General features: G+C 49.2%; 16 protein-coding genes. All 16 read left to right on the forward strand.

Going from position 1 to position 19,899, the window contains the following annotated elements; all coding sequences use genetic code 11:
- Positions 1–10 precede the first annotated feature (10 nt).
- The 16 genes from AVZ68_RS10820 to AVZ68_RS10895 all read left to right on the forward strand — a co-directional run bounded on the left by AVZ68_RS10820 (position 11) and on the right by AVZ68_RS10895 (position 19,668).
- Positions 11–1,282 (forward strand): YlbE family protein, encoded by a 1,272-nt coding sequence (locus AVZ68_RS10820; RefSeq protein ID WP_059104561.1) that lies wholly within the window; start codon positions 11–13, stop codon positions 1,280–1,282.
- Positions 1,282–2,181, forward strand: a complete 900-nt coding sequence (locus AVZ68_RS10825) for an oxamate carbamoyltransferase subunit AllH family protein (protein WP_059104562.1) — start codon at positions 1,282–1,284, stop codon at positions 2,179–2,181. The genes AVZ68_RS10820 and AVZ68_RS10825 overlap by 1 nt, the downstream gene beginning before the upstream one ends.
- On the forward strand, positions 2,178–3,170 hold the full coding sequence (gene arcC, locus AVZ68_RS10830) for a carbamate kinase (protein ID WP_059104563.1): 993 nt from the start codon (positions 2,178–2,180) through the stop codon (positions 3,168–3,170). The genes AVZ68_RS10825 and arcC overlap by 4 nt, the downstream gene beginning before the upstream one ends.
- A 121-nt stretch (positions 3,171–3,291) precedes the next feature.
- Positions 3,292–4,380 (forward strand): sensor histidine kinase, encoded by a 1,089-nt coding sequence (locus tag AVZ68_RS10835; RefSeq protein ID WP_059104564.1) that lies wholly within the window; start codon positions 3,292–3,294, stop codon positions 4,378–4,380.
- A complete protein-coding gene (locus AVZ68_RS10840) occupies positions 4,377–5,012 on the forward strand; it encodes a response regulator transcription factor (protein ID WP_059104565.1) in 636 nt (211 codons plus the stop codon). The genes AVZ68_RS10835 and AVZ68_RS10840 overlap by 4 nt, the downstream gene beginning before the upstream one ends.
- A gap of 162 nt (positions 5,013–5,174) precedes the next feature.
- The gene (locus tag AVZ68_RS10845; RefSeq protein WP_059104566.1) at positions 5,175–6,104 is read left to right on the forward strand and encodes an ABC transporter ATP-binding protein; all 930 of its coding nucleotides are present in this window, start codon (positions 5,175–5,177) and stop codon (positions 6,102–6,104) included.
- A 12-nt stretch (positions 6,105–6,116) separates the two neighbouring features.
- Entirely contained in the window at positions 6,117–7,361 is a 1,245-nt protein-coding gene (locus AVZ68_RS10850; protein WP_059104567.1) for an ABC transporter permease, read from the forward strand.
- Positions 7,358–8,449, forward strand: a complete 1,092-nt coding sequence (locus tag AVZ68_RS10855) for an ABC transporter permease (protein WP_059104568.1) — start codon at positions 7,358–7,360, stop codon at positions 8,447–8,449. Before AVZ68_RS10850 ends, AVZ68_RS10855 begins: the two co-directional genes overlap by 4 nt.
- A 337-nt stretch (positions 8,450–8,786) precedes the next feature.
- Positions 8,787–10,214: a PTS system trehalose-specific EIIBC component gene (gene treP, locus AVZ68_RS10860; RefSeq protein ID WP_059104569.1), complete on the forward strand. Its 1,428-nt coding sequence runs from the start codon at positions 8,787–8,789 to the stop codon at positions 10,212–10,214.
- Positions 10,215–10,379: 165 nt separating this feature from the next.
- Positions 10,380–12,038 (forward strand): alpha,alpha-phosphotrehalase, encoded by a 1,659-nt coding sequence (gene treC, locus AVZ68_RS10865; RefSeq protein WP_059104570.1) that lies wholly within the window; start codon positions 10,380–10,382, stop codon positions 12,036–12,038.
- Positions 12,039–12,049: 11 nt separating this feature from the next.
- Positions 12,050–12,766, forward strand: a complete 717-nt coding sequence (treR, locus tag AVZ68_RS10870; RefSeq protein ID WP_082676505.1) for a trehalose operon repressor — start codon at positions 12,050–12,052, stop codon at positions 12,764–12,766.
- Between the two features lie 68 nt (positions 12,767–12,834).
- Positions 12,835–13,314 carry a glutathione peroxidase gene (locus tag AVZ68_RS10875; protein WP_059104572.1) on the forward strand — a complete coding sequence of 160 codons (480 nt, stop codon included), beginning with the start codon at positions 12,835–12,837 and terminating at the stop codon, positions 13,312–13,314.
- A gap of 145 nt (positions 13,315–13,459) precedes the next feature.
- Entirely contained in the window at positions 13,460–15,340 is a 1,881-nt protein-coding gene (locus AVZ68_RS10880; RefSeq protein ID WP_059104573.1) for an ABC-F family ATP-binding cassette domain-containing protein, read from the forward strand.
- Positions 15,341–16,090: 750 nt separating this feature from the next.
- Entirely contained in the window at positions 16,091–16,885 is a 795-nt protein-coding gene (locus tag AVZ68_RS10885) for a DeoR/GlpR family DNA-binding transcription regulator (protein ID WP_059104574.1), read from the forward strand.
- Positions 16,851–17,765, forward strand: a complete 915-nt coding sequence (pfkB, locus tag AVZ68_RS10890; RefSeq protein ID WP_059104575.1) for a 1-phosphofructokinase — start codon at positions 16,851–16,853, stop codon at positions 17,763–17,765. Before AVZ68_RS10885 ends, pfkB begins: the two co-directional genes overlap by 35 nt.
- A gap of 19 nt (positions 17,766–17,784) precedes the next feature.
- On the forward strand, positions 17,785–19,668 hold the full coding sequence (locus AVZ68_RS10895) for a PTS fructose transporter subunit IIABC (RefSeq protein ID WP_059104576.1): 1,884 nt from the start codon (positions 17,785–17,787) through the stop codon (positions 19,666–19,668).
- Positions 19,669–19,899: the final 231 nt, after the last annotated feature.

Raw genomic sequence — 19,899 nt, forward strand, 5'->3', positions numbered from 1 at the left:
AGGAACGGGAATGCGAACTACAACGTATCCAACGGTAAACGAGGCCAACCAGGCCGTCATCGATAAAATTTCTAGCTCCACCCCTTTCTTAGTGGATGTGGCGCCTGCCCATCATGTGATGGAGGCATTAGGGGAGCGTGAGTTGCTTCACGCGGGTCCTCCAATTGCCTATTCAGAGATGACAGGGCCAATGCAGGGCTCATGTATTGGCGCCTTATTATTTGAAGGCTGGGCGAGTACTGCCGAAGAAGCGGAACGCATGCTGAAAGCCGGAGACATTCGCTTTAAGCCGTGTCATTCGGTTGATGCGGTTGGACCAATGGGCGGGATCACCTCAATGAATATGCCTGTGCTCGTCGTTAAAAACAAGGCTGAGAACAACACCGCCTACTGCATCTTAAATGAAGGCATAGGGAAGGTGCTTCGCTTCGGTGCGTACTCCGAAGAAGTTGTCGAGCGTCTTGTCTGGATGCAAACGATTCTCGGTCCCACGCTTTCAAAAGCACTGGGGCAGTTGCCGGAAGGACTTAACTTAAATGTTCTTGTTGCGAGAGCGATCACAATGGGCGATGAATTTCACCAGCGCAACATTGCTGCCTCGGCTCTATTCTTAAAGGAACTTAGTCCGTATATCGTCGGACTTGATATTCCAGCCGAACAGAAGCAGGAAGTGATTCAATTTCTTGCCGATACGGACCAGTTTTTCTTGAACATCGCGATGGCGATGGCCAAAGCCGTGATGGACGGCGCACGTACGATTGAATCAGGGACAGTCATCACAGCGATGAGCCGCAATGGCCGAGACTTTGGGATTAAAATGAGCGGGACCGGGGATGAGTGGTTTACCGCACCTGTGAACACACCAGAAGGGTTGTTTTTCTCCGGCTACTCCCAAGAAGAGGCCAATCCGGACATTGGCGATTCGGCAATTACGGAAACCTTTGGCGTTGGTGGAATGGTGATTGTCGCTGCGCCAGGAGTCACACGCTTTCTTGGAGCTGGTGGCTTTGAGGATGCTCTCGCCATCAGTAATGAGATGACGGAGATCAGCATCGCTCACAACGCAAACTTCTCGATTCCCACATGGGACTTTAAAGGGGCTTGTCTCGGCATTGATGCGCGCAAAGTCGTAGAAACCGGTATTGCCCCTATCATCAATACGGGCATTGCGCATAAAAACGCCGGCGTTGGACAAATTGGCGCAGGGACTGTACGCGCGCCGCTCGCCTGCTTTGAGAAGGCGCTGGAAGCGTACGCCAAAAAGCTAAATCTGATTGATTAATGGTGACGGTTCCTATCAAAGCGTTGGAAACTCATGCCGCACGTGCTTTACAAACGGCATCTACAGCCTGCGTGCATAGCGTTTTTACTAGCGGTATGAACCTTGTTTTAGATACCGGTACTTGGCTGTTTTTAGGGATGGAGAGGGAGAAAAAGCTACCTTACGAAATGCAGGTGGAAGAAGGGCCCTGGCAGTCGCTAAGAGAAAACGTCCATCCTCATATGACGTTTACGCAACAAGGAAACCGTTTAGTTTGCAATGCAGAAGAGCTACGACTGGATGTGAGCAAGGCAGAGCTCCATGCCGTCCCTTTTATGCAAGAAGAGAAGAAGCCCGATGTTTCGCTCCCCACGCTTGAGTTTTTTCTGAGCGTCGTTGAGGAGCGTGGCGAAGAAAACGGCTTGGAAATCAACAGCCTTGGCTTTATTGAGCGGTATCTAGCAAAGATGCCTATGACTCATCCACTTGAGAAGCAGCTTGCCCATCTCCTCGAGCACTGTCTTACCGGTGAAGTGAACGAGAACGACTTCAGGTTTCTGATGGGAAGAGGAAAAGGGCTAACCCCGAGCGGAGACGATCTCTTAATCGGTTGGCTTGCTGTGGACTCAGCGACGGCGCTTTTTGGGGACGGGTTTCGATCAGCAATCGCCCGCTTAGCTCGCACTGGTGTGACAACGGATGTTAGCAAGAATGCTCTCCTCCATGCAGTCGATCATCTGTATCCAAGTGATGTGACTGCAACTGTTCGTGCAAGTTTGCGCGAGGAGCAGAGGGAGCTTAAGGACGCCATCAACTCTGTGCTTGCTACCGGTCACACCTCTGGAGCCGATACGCTCTTTGGAATTCTTACTGGACTTGTTGTTTTACGAAAACAAACAGATTGGAGGAAAGCCCAGTGAATAGAAATGTTGTGCTCGCTTTTGGTGGAAATGCAATTCTGCCAGCTCAAGAAAAAGCGACCTATGAAAATCAGTACCGCAACATCCAAGCGAGTTGCGGTGTGATTGTGAATATTCTGGAGGGTGGTGACCAAGTGACCATCACCCATGGCAACGGTCCGCAAGTAGGCAATATTTTAAAACAGCAGGAGGAAGCAAAGACCGCTGTTCCGCCAATGCCCCTCCATGTGTGCAGTGCAAAGTCCCAAGGGTTTATTGGATATATGCTCGACCAAGCGTTAAGAAATGAACTCTGTCGGCGCGGCCGCAGCGAAAAGGTCGTCTCCCTTCTAACACAAACCGTTATCGATCGAAAAGACCCTGCTTTCTTCACACCAACCAAGCCTATTGGCCGATTTTATTCTGAGTCAGAGGCGAAGGAATTAGAAGCGGAAAAGGGCTGGGCCATGGTAGAAGACTCAGGAAGAGGATGGCGCCGGGTGGTTCCTTCCCCGGAGCCTCAGTCGATTCTCGGAGCGGACACGATCGGTACACTAGCGAAGGTGGGAACGATCGTTGTCGCAAGTGGAGGCGGGGGCATCCCAGTCGTCAAAAACGAACAGGGCGTGCTTATCGGCATGGAAGCTGTTATTGACAAAGACCGAAGCGCGTTGAAGCTAGCCCTTGAGACGGAGGCGGATGTCCTTATGATTGTCACGGATGTTGAAAACGTCTACATCGATTATGGAAAGCCTACGCAGCGTGCGCTTACAGCAATCTCCGTACTCGAAGCAAAGCAACATGTGGCCGATGGTCAATTTGCTGCTGGCAGTATGGGGCCGAAGATGGAGGCTGCGATTTCCTTTGCTGAGCTTGGAGGGGAATCCATCATCTGTTCCTTACAGGACGCTGCCAAGGCATTAAACGGAGAAGCGGGCACGAGAATCTCTAAACACAAACAAGAATTCAGCGTCCCTTCCCTTCAACAGAAAGAACCTTCAAACTGTTAAAAGCACGCACTTTTCGCGTGTTTTTTTATTTAGGAAAGGAAACCGAGGAGCAGCTATGGTAAAGTGAAAAGCGAAGCCGTCTTGCCTAAACCAAAAGAAACTAAACAAAAGGATGACAGCCATGTGGATTCGTTTTATCACAACAATTGCTCTTACGCTGTTTCCGCTTATCTCCGAGCCTTATCTATTCACCTCTCCCATCTACTGGGTCCTTGCGGGGCTACTTGTCGCCGGCGTGATGTCGGAACCTCTCTGGAGGAAACCATTCTGGCTTTATGTCGCACTTTTGCTACTCATAGCCGTTGGAGATTGGATGATCGTCCTCGGCCCGTTTATTTTGCCACTGGTCCTTTTCCTTTTGTATTTACATAGCCAAACGAGAAATGATGTGAAAGGAGGGATGGGCACGCTCACCGTTGGTGCTCTGCTCATCGCGTTCCTCGTTCGTTCAACGCTTGAGGAATTTGGTTTGTACGCGGTGATGGTGCTTTTGCTTACAGTGTTTGCCGTTCGCGCGAACCAATCTTTGAAGCTAGCGCTTGAGAAAAGCGAAGGTCTTGATGAATTGACCTACGAGTACAAAAAGCTAAAGCGACAAGTGCTTGAAGAAGAAGACGCCTTAAAGCAAGCGGAGCGAGCGCGCATCGCCCGTGATGTTCATGATTCTGTGGGGCATCAGCTTACCAATTTGGTCATGCAGCTGCAGATGACGGAAATGAAGCGCGAAGATCCTGACATTGCCAAGGCAAAGGAAATGGCGCGAGAAAGTTTGCAGGAGATGAGGCAAGCCGTTCAAGCCTTGCAGTCAGAGGAGAAGAAAGGTGTAGCAATGATTATCCAATTGATCCGCAAACTAGAAGCGGAAAGTCATGTACGCATATCTTTCTCTACCAAGGCCGGAGCGCTTTCCGTTCCACTAGGTGATGAGCAGGGAGCAGCACTGTACCGGCTCGTGCAAGAGGGACTAACGAATGCGGTTCGTCATGCCTATTCACGTAAAGTCGATGTTGTCTTTGCTGTGCTTGGCGAGCGAAAATATGTGGCATCTATAGAAAATGCAACCCATAACGAGAAGACCTTCAGGGAAGGTTTTGGGCTCAGCCAGCTTCGCGCCAGGTTTGAGCAATTGGATGGGTCTTTTCAGGTACAGAACAAGGAAGGGCGTTTCTATGTGGAGGCAAGCTTTCCACTAAGGAGGATAAACGGATGACTTGCATATTACTGGTTGAAGATCAGCACCTCGTCAGGCAGGGGCTGAAAATGATGATTGAGCAGCATGAAGGGTTCCGTGTTGTTGAAGCGGAAAACGGGGCAGAAGCGATTGAACGTTATGAGGCTCATTTCATTGATGTCGTTCTCATGGACATCCGCATGCCTGTGATGACAGGGCTGGAGGCGGCAAAGCGCATTCGTTCCTCCCATCTTGACAGCCGAATCATTATGCTCACAACGTTTGCGGATGACGAGTATGCCCTTGAAGCGCTGAAGCTGGGGGCGCTAGGGTATTTGCTGAAAGATGCCGATGGGGAGAGGCTCCTAGCAGCGATCAAAGGGGCATTAAAAAATGAACTGACGCTTGATGGGCAGGTCGCAGCCAACGTGGTTCCGAAGCTCGTAACAAAAACAAAGCAGAACGAACAAAAGCCACGCGCGAATCTGACCGAACGAGAAGTAGCAATCACCGCTCTTGTTGGTGAAGGGTTAAGCAATCAAGAGATTTCCGAGACGCTTCACCTATCCAACGGCACGGTAAAAAATTATATCAGCCAGCTTTTAACGAAGCTTGCGCTAAGGGACCGGACGCAGCTTGCCATTTATGCGTTAAAACATGATCTCGCTTAGAACTGACAGCAGTCACAGATATAGGTGGCTTCGGTCAGTTTTTTTAGTGACTGGAGTCATATGCAAACTTCAGAAGTTGTGACTGTAGGGAATATCCGAGGGCCTGTTTTCTTTGTAAACTAAAAAAGAGATAGAAGGGCGCTTCAAAAAGGGGGAAGCAAAATGATCGAAATGACAGACGTGACGAAGCGGTTTAAGGGCGTGGAAGCTGTAAAAGGGATGAATTTTTATTTGGAAAAGGGAGAGGCTGTTGGCCTCCTTGGTCCAAACGGCGCGGGGAAGTCGACGGCAATATCGATGCTCTCTTCTCTTGTGAAACCGACAACTGGAGAGGTTCGCTTTAAGGGTGAACCGATTAACAAGCAAATGCAAACCTTCCGCAGAAGCATTGGCGTGGTCCCGCAAGAGATTGCGCTTCTCCCGCAGCTGACCGCAGAAGAAAACCTGCTCTTCTTCGGGCAAATCTATAAGCTTTCCGGTCGTGCTTTGAAGAAAAAAGCAGAGAGATTGCTAGCGCTTGTTGGGCTCACCGAACGACGAAAGGATAAAGTAAAAACATTTTCTGGAGGGATGAAGCGACGGCTCAACACCGCAGCAGCTCTGATGCATGATCCAGAATTTCTGCTTATGGATGAGCCAACAGTTGGCGTGGACCCGCAATCGCGCCGACACTTGCTTGATACGGTCAAAGATTTACAAAAAAGCCAAGGGGTGACGGTTCTCTACACAAGTCATTACATGGAAGAGGTAGAGTATCTTTGTGATCGTCTCTATGTAATGGATCGAGGAGACGTGATCGCTTCTGGTTCGAAGGGGGAGATTAAAGGGGTTCTCAGCCAGGCACGCACCTATGAACTCAGGCTGAGTGAGAAACGGGAAGAGATCGAGCAAGCGCTCCAAGAGGATGGACGTGTGGAGGCAGTAGCTGAAATAGACAACGGGTACCGTGTAACGTCCACGGAACCGGACTTTTTCATGGCCCTGCTTGAGATTGTTACAGCTGCAGGTGCTGATGTTCGAGGCATAGAGGCCAACTCGCCGACGCTCGAGGATGTATTCTTGCATTTAACGGGACGGACGCTAAGAGATTAGGAGGACGAGGCAATGGGACCACTTCTGAAAAAAGACTGGCTGCAAATTGTGGATGACCGTACGGCTCTCTTTTCGTTGATCGCGATGCCGCTCGTGCTGATCGCCATTCTCGGCTTCTCCCTCTCCGGATCGTTTAACAGCACCACGGATACGGTACGCCTGGCGGTGGTGGACGAAGGCCATTACGAGGAGGCCATTGAAAATTGGCAAGAGCAATTGCAGCAGGCGGGGTTGCCAGCGGAAACGGAGACAGAGCTACTGAAGGTTGCGTCGGAGCTCTCTGTGCCGGAACTCCTTCTCGAAGATGTGCTGCAAGAAGAGGAGGTTGCTAGTTTTCTTGAGGTTAGCCATGTCGAGACGGTGGACGCTGCGCGGGAGAATGATGAGTTTGCCGCTGTGCTACAGATTCCTTCAGGTTACCGCCTTGAGATGTGGGAGCAGCTGTTACTGGACACGGAAGCAATTAGCGAGGGACTCTCGCTTTATACGAATAGCGAAAGGAGTTACAGCGCTTCGGTCATTGAAACAATACTGGATGAGTTTTTCTATGAGCTGAGTTTGCAGTCGGTGCTGGCTCAGTCAGGAGAAACGGAGAGCCGAGAAACGCTGGGGACAGGTGGCCGAATTACGCAGCATCAGGAAGAGCCAATCACTTCCTTTGATTATTACGCCGTTAGCATGAGTGTGATGTTCATGTTGATTGTCTCAGTATTCGTGGCTAGCTATGCGATGCAGGAAAAAAGGTCCCATGTGTTTGCGCGGGTGCTGCTTGCCAATACATCAGGGCTCGACTACTTAACAAGCAAATGGCTTATGACAACAATCGTCGGCGTTGTTCAGCTTTGTGTGTTATTTGGCTTTTCCAGAGTTGTCTTTGGGGTAGAGTGGGGCAATCTAGCAGGATTTTTCCTTGTAACACTCACGTTCAGCGCTTCTGTCGGTGGCATCGGAACGTTACTAACGGCAATTAACTTTCGGTTAAATTCAGAGAAAGCATCAAGCATCTTTCAAGTATTTTTGTTTTCGATCTTTGCGTTTATCGGCGGCAACTGGTTCCCGGTAGAGCAGCTGTCAACAACGATTGCGAGAATTGGAAGCTGGACGCCGAATGGGCGTGGATTGAATGTCTACTTGCAAGTCCTACAAGGGGCGCCCGTGACAGAGGTGGCTCATTCTCTGCTCATCCTTTGTGGCTTTGCGATTGTGCTCGTCGGGCTTGCATGTCTTGTATTTCCGCGTAGGGGGGATTTGCAGTGAAGGCGATTGTCTGGGAGTTTTTCAAATCGATGATTCGTAGCCCATGGGAAATCGTGGCGATGATTGTATTGTCGGTGTTGTTTGGGTTCGTTTCAGGGGGCGGGATGACTTCTGAATCAGAGGGAATGGATGTTACCGTTTATTCTGAGGATTTACCGGAAACGGAACTTGCCAGCATGGTGGAGGAGCTGGACGGGGAGGCTTCGACGTTAAATTGGAGGGTCGTTGCAGAAGAGGAGGCACTTGCTCAGCTAAATGGACAATCTATCGAAGGAATTGTCAATCTAGGAGAAGATTCCTATGAACTGATTCTTGCCCGTGAACAGGTGATGCTTCCTGCCCTTGTGGAACCTGTGCTTGAGCGATATTTTATCGAAGAAGAGCTGGCGCAGCTTGTTGGGGATGAGGCGCTAGCGCAGCTTCATCGCTTGCAATCTAGCTTTTCGGTTGAACAGGAATCGATGCAGACGGAAAGTGCGGGAGGCGAGCAAGGGCTGCGTAGTCTTTTTGGTTTCCTGCTGTTTTTTGCGATCTATACGGTTTCTTTTTCCGTTAGCAGCATTTTAGAAATAAAGTACAACGGCATTTGGAATCGAATGGTGCTTTCGCCAACGTCCAAAGTTAGCATGTATGTTGGGTACTTGATCTCCTCTTTCTTACTTGGCTACGCACAAATCGTCATCGTGCTCTCGATATTCAACTTCTTGTTAGATGTTTCGTTCTATGGAGGTTTCTGGAAAGCGCTGGTCGCTGTGATTCCGTTTCTGTTTGCGATCATGGCGATCGGTGTGTTCCTAAGCGGAATTGTGCAAAGCCAGGCGCAGCTAAGCATCGCGATTCAATTAGTGGCCATCAGCTCAGCGATGCTTGGAGGAGCGTTTTGGCCGCTGGAAATTGTCGGTTCCGACCTCATGCTTGCTCTTTCATACGCCAGTCCGATCATGTATGGGATGGAACTCTTAATGGGAGCGACCGCGTACAGTTGGGGATGGGAAGAGTTTCTCTGGCCAGCGGCTGTGCTGTTTTTTATCGGAGCGGCGGTGATTGGCATTGGCCTTCATTTAATGGAACGCAAAGCGACTTTATAGAAATAACTTATAAGCAAAGAGCCTCTCCCTATAAGGTGAGAGGCTCTTTGTCTAGCTCCGACGGGTAGATACCTCCGTCGCTCCGAAACTTCTCACTCGTGAGCAGGGCGCCTCCCCATTTCGATTTGTGCATGGGTTGGTGGGGTTTGGTGCAACCTATCAAGGTCCTTTCTAAAAAGGGTTTAAGCGCATTCGAGAAAAAGAGGATTGACTCATTTGTATATACAAGATAAAATGAAAGCGCACCAACAATTTGTATATACAAATAATAATAGTGTTAAGCATAGACCAATCATTGCGTTGATGTGGAAACGCTCACAGAAAGGAGTAAGAAGCGATGAGTTCGAAATACCGCAATATAGCGGAGGAAGTGCTTCAAGCGATCGGTGGAGAAGACAATATTTCTTCGGCGACTCACTGCGTAACTCGTTTGCGCCTCGTCCTTCACGACGAGGACGAGGTCGACAGTGAAGAACTGGAGAACATGGAGGCCGTGAAAGGTTCTTATAAGGCGAACGGTCAATTCCAAATCATTCTTGGGAATGGCGTTGTGGACAAAGTCTATAAAGAGTTGATGGCCCTTACAGGGAGGGAGGAGCAGTCCAAGGACGAGACGAAGGAGGACGCTGCGAAGAAAGGAAACCCAATACAGCGCGCCATTAAAGTGCTCGCCGATGTCTTTATTCCCATTCTTCCAGCGATCGTAACGGCAGGGTTGTTGCTTGGAATTAATAATATATTGACGGGGCCCGATATCTTCTTTGACGGAGCATCGGTCGTTGACGTTTACCCTCAGTGGGCGGATTTTGCCAACATCATTAACGTCATTGCCAGTACCGCCTTTACATTTTTACCAGCGTTAATTGGGTGGTCTGTGGTTCATCGATTTGGAGGAAGCCCGTTGCTCGGCATTGTGTTAGGGTTAATTTTAGTGCATCCGGACTTGATGAACGCCCATGCTTACGGGGATGCAGTGGCGTCCGGAGAAACCATTCCAACATGGAACATATTTGGGTTCGAGATTGACGCCATCGGGTATCAAGGACAGGTTCTACCGATTTTCGTGGCCGGTATTATATTAGCAAAGCTTGAGGTCTTCTTGCGCAAGCGCATTCCTGATTCCATTCACCTCCTTCTCGTTGCGCCGATCGCGCTGCTTGTGACGGGGCTGCTTGCCTTTATCTTTATCGGGCCCGTCACATTTGCGATTGGGAATTGGATTACGGGTGGATTTATTTGGTTATTTGACACACTGCCTTACGTAGCAGGACTCTTGTATGGAGCTCTCTATGCCCCGCTTGTGATCACGGGGATGCATCACACCTTTCTTGCCGTTGACCTGCAGCTAACAGCAGGGGGAGGAACGTTTCTCTGGCCAATTCTCGCCTTATCAAACATTGCTCAGGGGGCCGCTGCTTTTGCGATGTACTTTCTTCTTAGAAACAAAAACCTTAAAGGGTTGTCAGGAACTGCGGGGCTGTCTGCGTGGCTAGGAATTACCGAACCCGCGTTGTTTGGAGTGAACTTGCGCTATCGTTTTCCTTTCTTCTGTGCCATTATCGGTTCTTCGATTGCCGGTATGTTTATTACGATTAATGGAGTACTGGCGACAGCCGTTGGCGTTGGCGGCGTACCTGGAATCTTCTCGATTGAAGTAGGAAGTTGGGGAGCGTTCGCCATCGGAATGGCCATTGTGATTGTTGTACCATTTGTCCTGACGCTTTTGCTTGGAAAGTTCGCCAAACCAAAAAGCCTAACCGAGTAACAAGAAAGGTGTAGGCGGGTTGGTCAGGAGCGAGAATGTTGGAAGGTCTGCCCTAGAAATTTCGGAAAAAGAAACTGCGCCTCCATGCAGTTTCTTTTTTTACCTGTATATACAGGTTATGTTAAGATTACACTAGACATTAGATAAAAGAAAGTGGTGAGTGGGATGAAGGAATGGTGGAGAACGTCTGCTGTCTATCAAATTTATCCGAAGAGCTTTAATGATACGACGGGCAATGGCGTCGGAGACATTCGAGGAATCATCGAAAAGCTTGATTACATCAAGAATCTAGGAATTGACGTGATTTGGCTGACGCCGATTTACGCCTCTCCGCAAAACGACAATGGCTATGACATTTCCGATTACTACGCGATCCACGCTGAGTACGGGACGATGGAAGATTTCGATCGGTTGCTCGAAGAAACGCATAACCGCGGGATGAAACTGATTATGGATCTCGTTGTGAATCATACCTCAACAGAACATGTCTGGTTTCAAAACGCAAAGCAATCTCAAGATGCGCGCTATCGGGATTTCTATATTTGGAAGGACGAACCGACTAACTGGAAATCAAAATTCGGTGGCTCCGCCTGGCAATACAACGAGGAAACCGACGATTACTACCTGCATTTGTTCGATGTTACGCAGGCGGATGTAAACTGGGAAAACGAAGAGTTGCGCGAGCATGTTTATGACATGATGCATTTCTGGTTTAATAAAGGCATTGATGGTTTTCGCCTGGATGTAATCAACCTAATTTCCAAAGATCAGCGCTTCCCGAATGATGATGGTTCGGTTCCTCCAGGAGACGGGCGTAAGTTTTATACCGACGGCCCGCGCGTTCATGAGTATTTGCAGGAAATGAATCAAAAGGTCTTATCGCAATACGACAGCATGACCGTTGGTGAAATGTCTTCAACGTCGATTGAGGACTGTATCAAGTATTCAAAGCCAGAGCGCCATGAGTTAAGCATGACGTTTAACTTTCATCATTTAAAAGTCGATTACCCAAACGGGGAGAAATGGGCGCTTGCTGATGTTGATTTTATTGCGTTGAAACAAATCCTCTCAGAATGGCAGGTGCGCATGCACGAAGGCGGAGGCTGGAACGCGCTGTTCTGGTGCAATCATGATCAGCCTCGAGTTGTCAGTCGTTACGGAAATGATAGGGCCTATCACAGCAAGTCAGCGAAGATGCTGGCGGCCACAATTCATTTAATGCAGGGCACCCCCTACGTTTACCAAGGCGAGGAATTTGGGATGACGAATCCGAGATTTGACGACATTTCCATGTACCGTGATGTCGAGACACTCAATATGTACGAGGAGCTTAAAGGGAAAGGCCTTGCAGAAGAGTCAGTGATGGCCATTCTGCAGGAGAAATCCCGCGATAACTCGCGTACGCCTGTGCAGTGGAACAACACCAACAACGCTGGGTTTTCAAATGGGACTCCGTGGATTCCTGTTAGTGGAAATTACAATGAGGTCAATGCCGAGGCTGCTCTTGCCGATCCTAACTCGATTTACTACTTTTACAAAAAGCTGATTCAATTGCGGAAGGAAGTGGAGATAATTACGTACGGGGACTACACGCTGCTGGATGCGGAAGATGAGCATTTATTCGTCTATAAGCGAGCGTATAAAGATGAAACGCTGCTTGTCATTAATAACTTTTACGGGACAACCGTGGAGTTTGAACCGCCGGCAGAGCTTGTTCGAGAAACAGCCACGTTACTAATTAGCAATAGCAACGAGTCAAAAGAACTTGCATCGTTGATGACGGTTGATCCGTATGAATCGCTTGCCTTTCGCATCGCTCGCTAGGAGGGATAGATGTGAAAAATAAATTCCAGTATATTTACAAGCAATTAATAGCGAGCATTGAAGAAGGACGCTTCCAAACCGGAGAGACACTTCCTTCAGAGAATGAGCTGGCGAGGACGTATGACGCTTCGAGAGAGACGATTCGCAAGGCCCTTAAGATGTTGTCGGAGCATGGCTACATTCAAAAAGTGCAAGGAAAAGGGTCGATTGTTCTTGATTTATCGAGAATTGATTTTCCCTTTTCCGGGGTGACGAGCTTTAAGGAACTAGGTAAAAAACTAGGGACGCGCGCCCAGACGGACGTCGTCCACTTTTCTCGTACCTTGGCAGGAGAGACGATCGCGAACCATTTGCAGCTAGAGGCAGGTGAACCGGTTTGGACGGTACACCGGGTAAGGCAGATTGACGGCGAACGCATTATTCTCGACAAAGATACGTTCTGTGAAGCCGCGGTCCCAGGTCTGACCCGTGAAATTAGCGAGAATAGCATTTATGAATACGTGGAAGAGGTTCTCGGTCTTTCGATTAGCTTTGCCAAAAAAGAAATCGTTATTGAGGAGCCGATAGCGGAAGACGAGCGCTACCTGGATCTGGACGGAGCGACAAATATCGTCGTTGTGCGTAGCTACGCCTACTTAGAGGATGCGACCTTGTTTCAGTACACGGAGTCCCGGCACCGACCCGATAAGTTTCGCTTTGTTGATTTTGCGCGCCGTGTGAAACCGTGAGCAAAACGGTGGTTTGAAGCTTCCAAGCATCGTATACTGGCTGTATAACGACTTCAAGGAGTGAGGGCATGTCTGTCTACGATTATACGGTGCAAACAAGCAAGGGCGAAGACGTTCCACTTTCCGAGTACGAGGGCGATGTGCTTTTAATCGTGAATACGGCAACGAAATGCGGTTTTGCTTCTCAGTTTGACGGGTTAGAAAAGCTTCATCAGCAGTATGAGGAACGTGGGCTACGAGTGCTTGGGTTTCCGTGCAACCAGTTCTTGAACCAAGAGCCTACGTCCGATGACGAGATGGAGAATGTCTGCAAAATTAACTTTGGGGTGACGTTTCCTCTTTTTGCGAAAGTGGATGTGAAGGGGAAGAATGCCCATCCTTTGTTTACGCATTTAAAGGAAGAGCAAAAGGGCATGCTGGGTGGCGAGATTAAGTGGAACTTTACAAAATTTCTTGTAAACCGAGACGGAGAAGTGGTGGAACGATACGCGCCAACAATGAAACCGGAGAAAATTGAGCCGGAGATTAAGAGGCAGTTCGAGAAATAAGAGGGAAGTGATAAGAGACTGTGCGGCGGCTATGGCTGTGCAGTCTTTTTTTTGGAAACGTGGGCCAGGGATCACGAAAAAGCCTACGAATAAAACGCCGTGTGCTATACTGCTGGAAGAAACGATTGGAAAAGGACGATGATGCATGAGTGTATTAAGAGTTGAATCGCTATCGAAAGCGTATGGGGAGAAACCGCTTTTTCAGGACATTCATTTTACGATCGAGCGGGGCCAGCGCATCGGACTTCTCGGTGTAAATGGCACGGGGAAATCCACGCTCGTCAAGGTCTTGGCGGGTATCGAGGGATCGGATAGCGGAACGCAGTACCACGCCAAAGATTTTCAAGTGGAGTTTCTGCCGCAGCAGCCGGAGCTTCCGGACGGAGAGACGGTGCTTGGCTATATATACAACGGCGATTCCGAAGTGATGACCACACTTCGTGAATATGAGCGTGCCCAGGCAGCGCTGGAAGAGAAACCGGAAAGTGAACGGTTGCAGCAAGAGCTTCTGGTTATGCAGGAACGAATGGATAAAGCTGATGCTTGGGAGGCGAGTACACAGGCGAAAACAATCCTTACAAAACTGGGCATTTACACGATGACAGCGACTCTTGGCGAGTTATCTGGTGGTCAAAAAAAGCGAGTCGCAATCGCCCGCGCACTGATTCAACCGGCTGACTTACTCTTGCTCGATGAGCCGACCAACCATCTTGATCATGCGACGGTGGCATGGCTGGAAGCTCATATTAGCGCGTATCCCGGGGCGCTGATCGTGATTACGCATGATCGCTATTTCTTAAACCGGGTGACGAATCGAATTTATGAGCTGGACCGAGGTGCCTTGCATGTGTATGAAGGCAATTTCGAAACATATTTGCAAGCAAAAGCGGACCGTGAAATGCAGGAGGAAGTCGCAGAAGAAAAACGGCAAAACGTGCTTCGTCGTGAGCTTGCTTGGCTAAAACGAGGGGCAAAGGCAAGATCCACGAAGCAAAAAGCAAGAATTCAGCGTGTGGAAACGCTCGACGAACAAGGGGGTCCAGAGGCGAAGCAGCAGCTTGATGTGGCGATTTGCTCAAAGCGGCTCGGCAAACAAGTGATTGAGTTAAGCGAAATCACAAAAGCTTTTCATGGAAAGACGCTGATTGATTCGCTCAGCTACTTAATCGTCCCAGGAGAAAGGCTGGGAATTATTGGCGAGAACGGGAGTGGAAAGTCCACACTTTTGAATATTATGGCTGGGCGCTTGCAGCCGGATCGAGGGACGATTTCGGTTGGGGAAACGGTGAAAATTGGCTACTATACGCAAGGCGATGCGGAACTGGACGGGAAACTGCGCGTGGTTGACTATATTAAAGAAGTCGCAGAGGTCGTCTACACCGTGGAGGGCGATGTGATTACGGCCGAGCAAATGCTTGAGCGTTTCATGTTCCCGCGCTCGCACCAATGGACCTATATTCGCCGGCTCTCTGGTGGAGAGAAGCGCCGCTTGTACTTGCTGCGGATCTTGATGGGGGAGCCGAATGTGCTGTTCCTCGATGAGCCAACCAACGATTTAGACATTGAAACGCTCACCGTGCTCGAGAACTATCTAGATTCTTTTCCTGGCGTCGTGGTCACCGTCTCCCATGATCGCTATTTTCTGGATCGAGCCGTTGATCAGATGCTTATTTTTCAAGGGGACGGAACGATTAGCCGCTATCAGGGGGCCTACACGGATTTTCTTGAACAAGAAGGGCAAAAACAAGCAAAAAGTGAAGCGATGAAAGCCAAGCCAGAACCGCCGAAGAGGAAAAAAGAGGGCAAAAAACTCTCCTACATGGAACAGAGAGAATGGGAGCAGATCGATGATAAGATCGCGGCCCTTGAAGAAAAGCAGCAGTCGCTTGAAGGAAGCATCGCAGAAGCCGGAAGTGCTTACGGCAAGATTACGGAACTGATGAATGAAAAAGAGCAGATTGACGAAAGACTAGAAGAAGCGCTAGACCGCTGGACCGAACTTGCTGAAAAAGTGGAAGAGCTGTAGCTTTTAAAGCCCTTGAGCCGACGTGCTGAAGGGCTCTTTACGAGGGAGAGGAAGAGGAATGGTGCCCTGAGCGATATCTCTTCCCTCATGATCGGTAAATCCTCTGACCTGAGCGATATCATCTTTCACTTGATCGGTAAACCCTCTGACATGAGCGATATCATCTTCACTTGATCGATAAATCCTCTGACATGAGCGATACCATCTCTGACTTGATCGGTAAACCCTCTGACATGAGCGGTACCATCTCTCACTTGATCGGTAAATCCTCTGGGAGCGATATCATCTTCACTTGATCGGTAAATCCTCTGACATGAGCGATACCATCTCTGACTTGATCGGTAAACCCTCTGACATGAGCGGTACCATCTCTCACTTGATCGGTAAATCCTCTGGGAGCGATATCATCTTCACTTGATCGGTAAATCCTCTGACATGAGCGATACCATCTCTGACTTGATCGGTAAACCCTCTGACATGAGCGATATCATCTTCACTTGATTGGTAAATCCTCTGACATGAGCGATATCCATCATTCTGACTTTAGCCTTGCAAGCAGTTACTTACATAAACACCGGGAGCGAGCTTTGTAACATCACAAACGTGCCGCGAACTCCTAGATAAATCACAAGCAAAATCCCGTTGCTCATAATTACTAATTTTTTACTTTTACTTTTGGATGTTTATGATTGAATTTGAATGTTTTTGGTTGTATACTAGATGTATATAGAAATCAGAGGTGCGCATTCTATGTTAACGGTAGAGCGAAAGGAACGGATTCTTGCACTTTTACGGGATCAGGAAGTCGTGAAGATTCAAGATATAGCCGTTGAAACTGGGGCGTCAGAATCGACCATTCGTAGAGATTTGACGGAATTAGAGCAAGGAAACAAATTAAAGCGTATTCATGGAGGGGCTACGCTCCTACAGAAAAAGCGTGAGGAACTGACGGTAGCTGAGAAAACGGTCAAAAACCGTCAAGAAAAACAGCGAATTGCCAAACTTGCGGCTTCCTTCGTTGAAGCTGGTGACTGCATCTTTCTTGATGCGGGAACGACGACGTTTGAGATGGTTCCATTTTTGAAAGAAAAGGATGTAGTGGTCGTAACAAACGGCCTGATGAACATTGAAAGGCTCCTGGAAGCCGGGATTGAAACGCATGTGATTGGCGGTTATGTAAAAGCTGGCACCCGTGCTTTTGTTGGGAGAAGTGCGATTGAAAACCTAGAGACGTTTCGCTTTGATTGTGCTTTTCTTGGGACGAATGGAATTACAGCAGAGGATGGCTGTACGACACCAGACCCCGATGAAGCGTATATTAAGGCCAATGTGGCGAAGCGGGCGCGGAGAAGCTATGTTATGGCTGACCATACAAAATTCGGTGAAGTGACGTTCTCCAAGTTTGCCGACATTGCAGACGTGACGCTTGTTTCAAGTTCGTATCTGCCATCCGAACAAACAGACCATTTCCGGCGTTTAGCCGCAAAGACAACGATAGAGGTGGTAGAAAATGATTTACACGGTGACGCTGAACCCAGCCGTTGATTATTTCGTTACGCTTGATTCGCTCCATTTTGGAGAAGTGAATCGAGCGAAGAAGGAGCACAAGGCCCCTGGTGGAAAAGGAATTAATGTCTCGAGGGTGTTAAAACGGCTCGGGCACGAGAGCGAAGCGGTTGGATTTATAGGAGGGTTTACAGGCGGTTACATCAAGGATGCCGTTGAAGCCGAAAGCATTCGCACCCATTTTGTCACAGTGGATGGAGACACGCGCATCAATGTCAAGATGAAGGCGGAGAGCGAAACGGAACTCAACGGGACCTCTCCGGTTATCACAGCGGACAACGTGCGGGACCTGGAGGCATTTCTCCAGAGGTTAGGCAAAGGCGACGCGGTTGTTTTAGCAGGGAGCCTTCCTCCGAGTCTTGATAAAACCATCTATACACGCTGGACCAAGCGTCTACGTGAGCAAGGGGTAGCGGTGTATGTGGATACGAGTGGTGTTCCGTTAAAAGATGTGCTCTCGGCAAAGCCTTCGTTTATTAAACCGAACCATCGTGAGCTGGCAGAACTCGTTGGAGCCGACATTCATACGCCGGCAGAAGCGGTTCCTTATGCGAAAGAATTGCTAGAAACAGGAATTGAAAATGTGCTTGTATCATTTGCAGGAGGTGGGGCGCTTCTTAGCACAAGAGAGAGGACGATGGTGGCGAATACGCCCAAAGGGGTCGTGAAGAACTCGGTAGGGGCTGGAGATTCCGTGGTCGCTGGCTTTGTTTGTGCAAACGCAGAGGGCATGGACCTTCCGGAAGCTTTCCGCTTCGCCGTTGCCTCTGGGAGTGCGACCGCCTTTTCCACCGGGTTTGCTGATCGTGAAAGGGTGGAAGAACTTAAGCAACAAGTTAGCGTGACATATATCGATTAATAAGGGGAGGGCACAAGAGATGAAGATCTCTGATTTGCTCAAGAAAGAGACGATGATTCTCGATTTATCGTCGACGACAAAAGAAGCGGTTATTGATGAGCTCATTGATCAGCTTGATCGAGCGGGAAGACTCGAAGATAAAGTTGGGTTTAAAGAAGCCATCATGGCCCGTGAAGCGGAAAGTACGACGGGATTAGGAGAAGGCATTGCGATTCCACATGCCAAAACGACGGCAGTTAAGACGCCTGCCCTCGCTTTTGGGCGTTCCCAGGAGGGTGTGGATTACGAAGCTCTGGATGGGCAGCCAAGCCATCTATTTTTCATGATTGCTGCGTCAGAAGGCGCCAACACCGAACATTTGTCTACGCTCTCGAAGCTGTCGACATTCTTGATGGATGAAGATTTTCGCAAGGCATTGCTTGAAGCGAGCTCTCTTGACGAGATTTTGGCAACGATTGATCAGAAAGAGCTGGAAGAAGACGATGATCAAGAGGAAGACGAGCAAGAGCAAGTGGATTCCTCAGACCAAAAAGAGGTATTTCTCCTCGGCGTAACGGGTTGTCCAACAGGCATTGCTCACACCTTTATGGCCGCAGACAGTCTAAAGAAAGAAGCGGATAAGCTCGGCTATAAAATCAAAGTCGAAACCAATGGATCAGGCGGTGTTAAAAGTCGGCTGACGCAGGAGGAAATCGAGCGTGCGGACGGCATTATTGTGGCCGCAGACACAAAAGTGGAGATGGACCGTTTTAATGGCAAGCGCATTGTGCAAGCGCCAGTGGCCGACGGGGTGCGGAAGCCGAAAGAATTAATCGAGCGCGCGCTTTCTGGTGATGCGCCTGTGTACCAAGGAAGTGAAGGTGGCTCTTCTTCCGAGGAAGGAAGCGCGAAGCAAAAAACAGGGATTTACAAACACTTGATGAACGGTGTTTCCAACATGCTTCCATTTGTAATCGGGGGCGGAATTTTACTAGCGATTAGCTTCCTGTTTGAAACCTTTTTAGGAGAAGGTAACGCCATTACGGACATTCTCGGCGTGATCGGTGGAGACAACGCCTTTGCTCTCTTTGTTCCCGTGCTAGCTGCGTTTATCGCGATGAGCATTGCCGATCGCCCAGGGTTTGCGCCAGGTCTCATTGGCGGGTACATGGCCTTTAACAGTGACGCCGGATTCCTCGGTGGACTCATTGCCGGGTTTCTTGCCGGATATGTGGCCTTAGGGGTTCGCCGACTGCTTGCGAATTTCCCGCAGTCGCTTGAAGGAATCAAAACGATTTTGTTTACCCCTGTGCTCAATATCCTTGTGACCGGAACGATCATGTTTTTCCTAACGGTGCCGTTATCGAACTTTAACGCGTTTCTAGAAAACTGGCTTGGTGGGCTCGGCACAGGAAATATGGTTTTGCTTGGGGTCGTTATGGGCGGCATGATGGCCATTGATATGGGTGGGCCATTCAATAAGGTCTCCTATACATTTGCAATTGCCATGCTTGACGCTGGGAACTTTGGACCAATGGCTGCTGCGATGGCCGGCGGAATGGTTCCGCCTCTTGGCATTGCACTCGCGACAACGTTCTTTAAAAACAAATTCACAAAGCAAGAGCGCGAGTCTGGGAAGACGAACTACCTCCTTGGTGCCTCATTTGTAACGGAAGGCGCGATTCCATTTGCTGCGGCAGATCCGGCGCGTGTTCTCACCGCAAGCGTGATTGGCTCAGCGATTGCTGGCGGTTTAACGGGGGCTTTTCAAATTGGAATCCCGGCACCGCACGGCGGTATCTTCGTGATGGGGCTTGCGAATGACTCGTCTCTCCCCCACATTGGATTGTACGCACTAGCCATTGTTATTGGAGCGATTGTGGCCGGAATCATTTTAGGACTCTTGAAAAAGAGAACCGTTTAAGAAAGAAAAAGCTGTGAAGGAGGCAGAAGCCTTTTTCACAGCTTTTTTGTCTAGCTCCGGCGGGTAGGAGCGTCGAGATTTTTCGCCCCGATAGCGAAATCCAAGCCCGGGATTTCTTTTATCGGGTCTCCAAAATTCTCGCTCCTGCGCAACCCGCCTCCGCATTTCGGTACGTCATTACAGAAGAGCGAAGAAAGCCCCTTCCTTCAGGTGGGGGATGAATTCGCTCTA

The organism is Shouchella shacheensis (assembly GCF_001484965.1).
Taxonomy (GTDB): Bacteria; Bacillota; Bacilli; order Bacillales; family Bacillaceae_D; genus Shouchella; species Shouchella shacheensis.

Coding starts and splice junctions, on each gene's coding strand:
- AVZ68_RS10820 (WP_059104561.1), top strand. CDS start 11: ATGCGAACTACAACGTATCCAACGGTAAACGAGGCCAACCAGGCCGTC.
- AVZ68_RS10825 (WP_059104562.1), top strand. CDS start 1,282: ATGGTGACGGTTCCTATCAAAGCGTTGGAAACTCATGCCGCACGTGCT.
- AVZ68_RS10835 (WP_059104564.1), top strand. CDS start 3,292: ATGTGGATTCGTTTTATCACAACAATTGCTCTTACGCTGTTTCCGCTT.
- AVZ68_RS10840 (WP_059104565.1), top strand. CDS start 4,377: ATGACTTGCATATTACTGGTTGAAGATCAGCACCTCGTCAGGCAGGGG.
- AVZ68_RS10845 (WP_059104566.1), top strand. CDS start 5,175: ATGATCGAAATGACAGACGTGACGAAGCGGTTTAAGGGCGTGGAAGCT.
- AVZ68_RS10850 (WP_059104567.1), top strand. CDS start 6,117: ATGGGACCACTTCTGAAAAAAGACTGGCTGCAAATTGTGGATGACCGT.
- treP (WP_059104569.1), top strand. CDS start 8,787: ATGAGTTCGAAATACCGCAATATAGCGGAGGAAGTGCTTCAAGCGATC.
- treC (WP_059104570.1), top strand. CDS start 10,380: ATGAAGGAATGGTGGAGAACGTCTGCTGTCTATCAAATTTATCCGAAG.
- AVZ68_RS10875 (WP_059104572.1), top strand. CDS start 12,835: ATGTCTGTCTACGATTATACGGTGCAAACAAGCAAGGGCGAAGACGTT.
- AVZ68_RS10880 (WP_059104573.1), top strand. CDS start 13,460: ATGAGTGTATTAAGAGTTGAATCGCTATCGAAAGCGTATGGGGAGAAA.
- AVZ68_RS10885 (WP_059104574.1), top strand. CDS start 16,091: ATGTTAACGGTAGAGCGAAAGGAACGGATTCTTGCACTTTTACGGGAT.
- pfkB (WP_059104575.1), top strand. CDS start 16,851: ATGATTTACACGGTGACGCTGAACCCAGCCGTTGATTATTTCGTTACG.
- AVZ68_RS10895 (WP_059104576.1), top strand. CDS start 17,785: ATGAAGATCTCTGATTTGCTCAAGAAAGAGACGATGATTCTCGATTTA.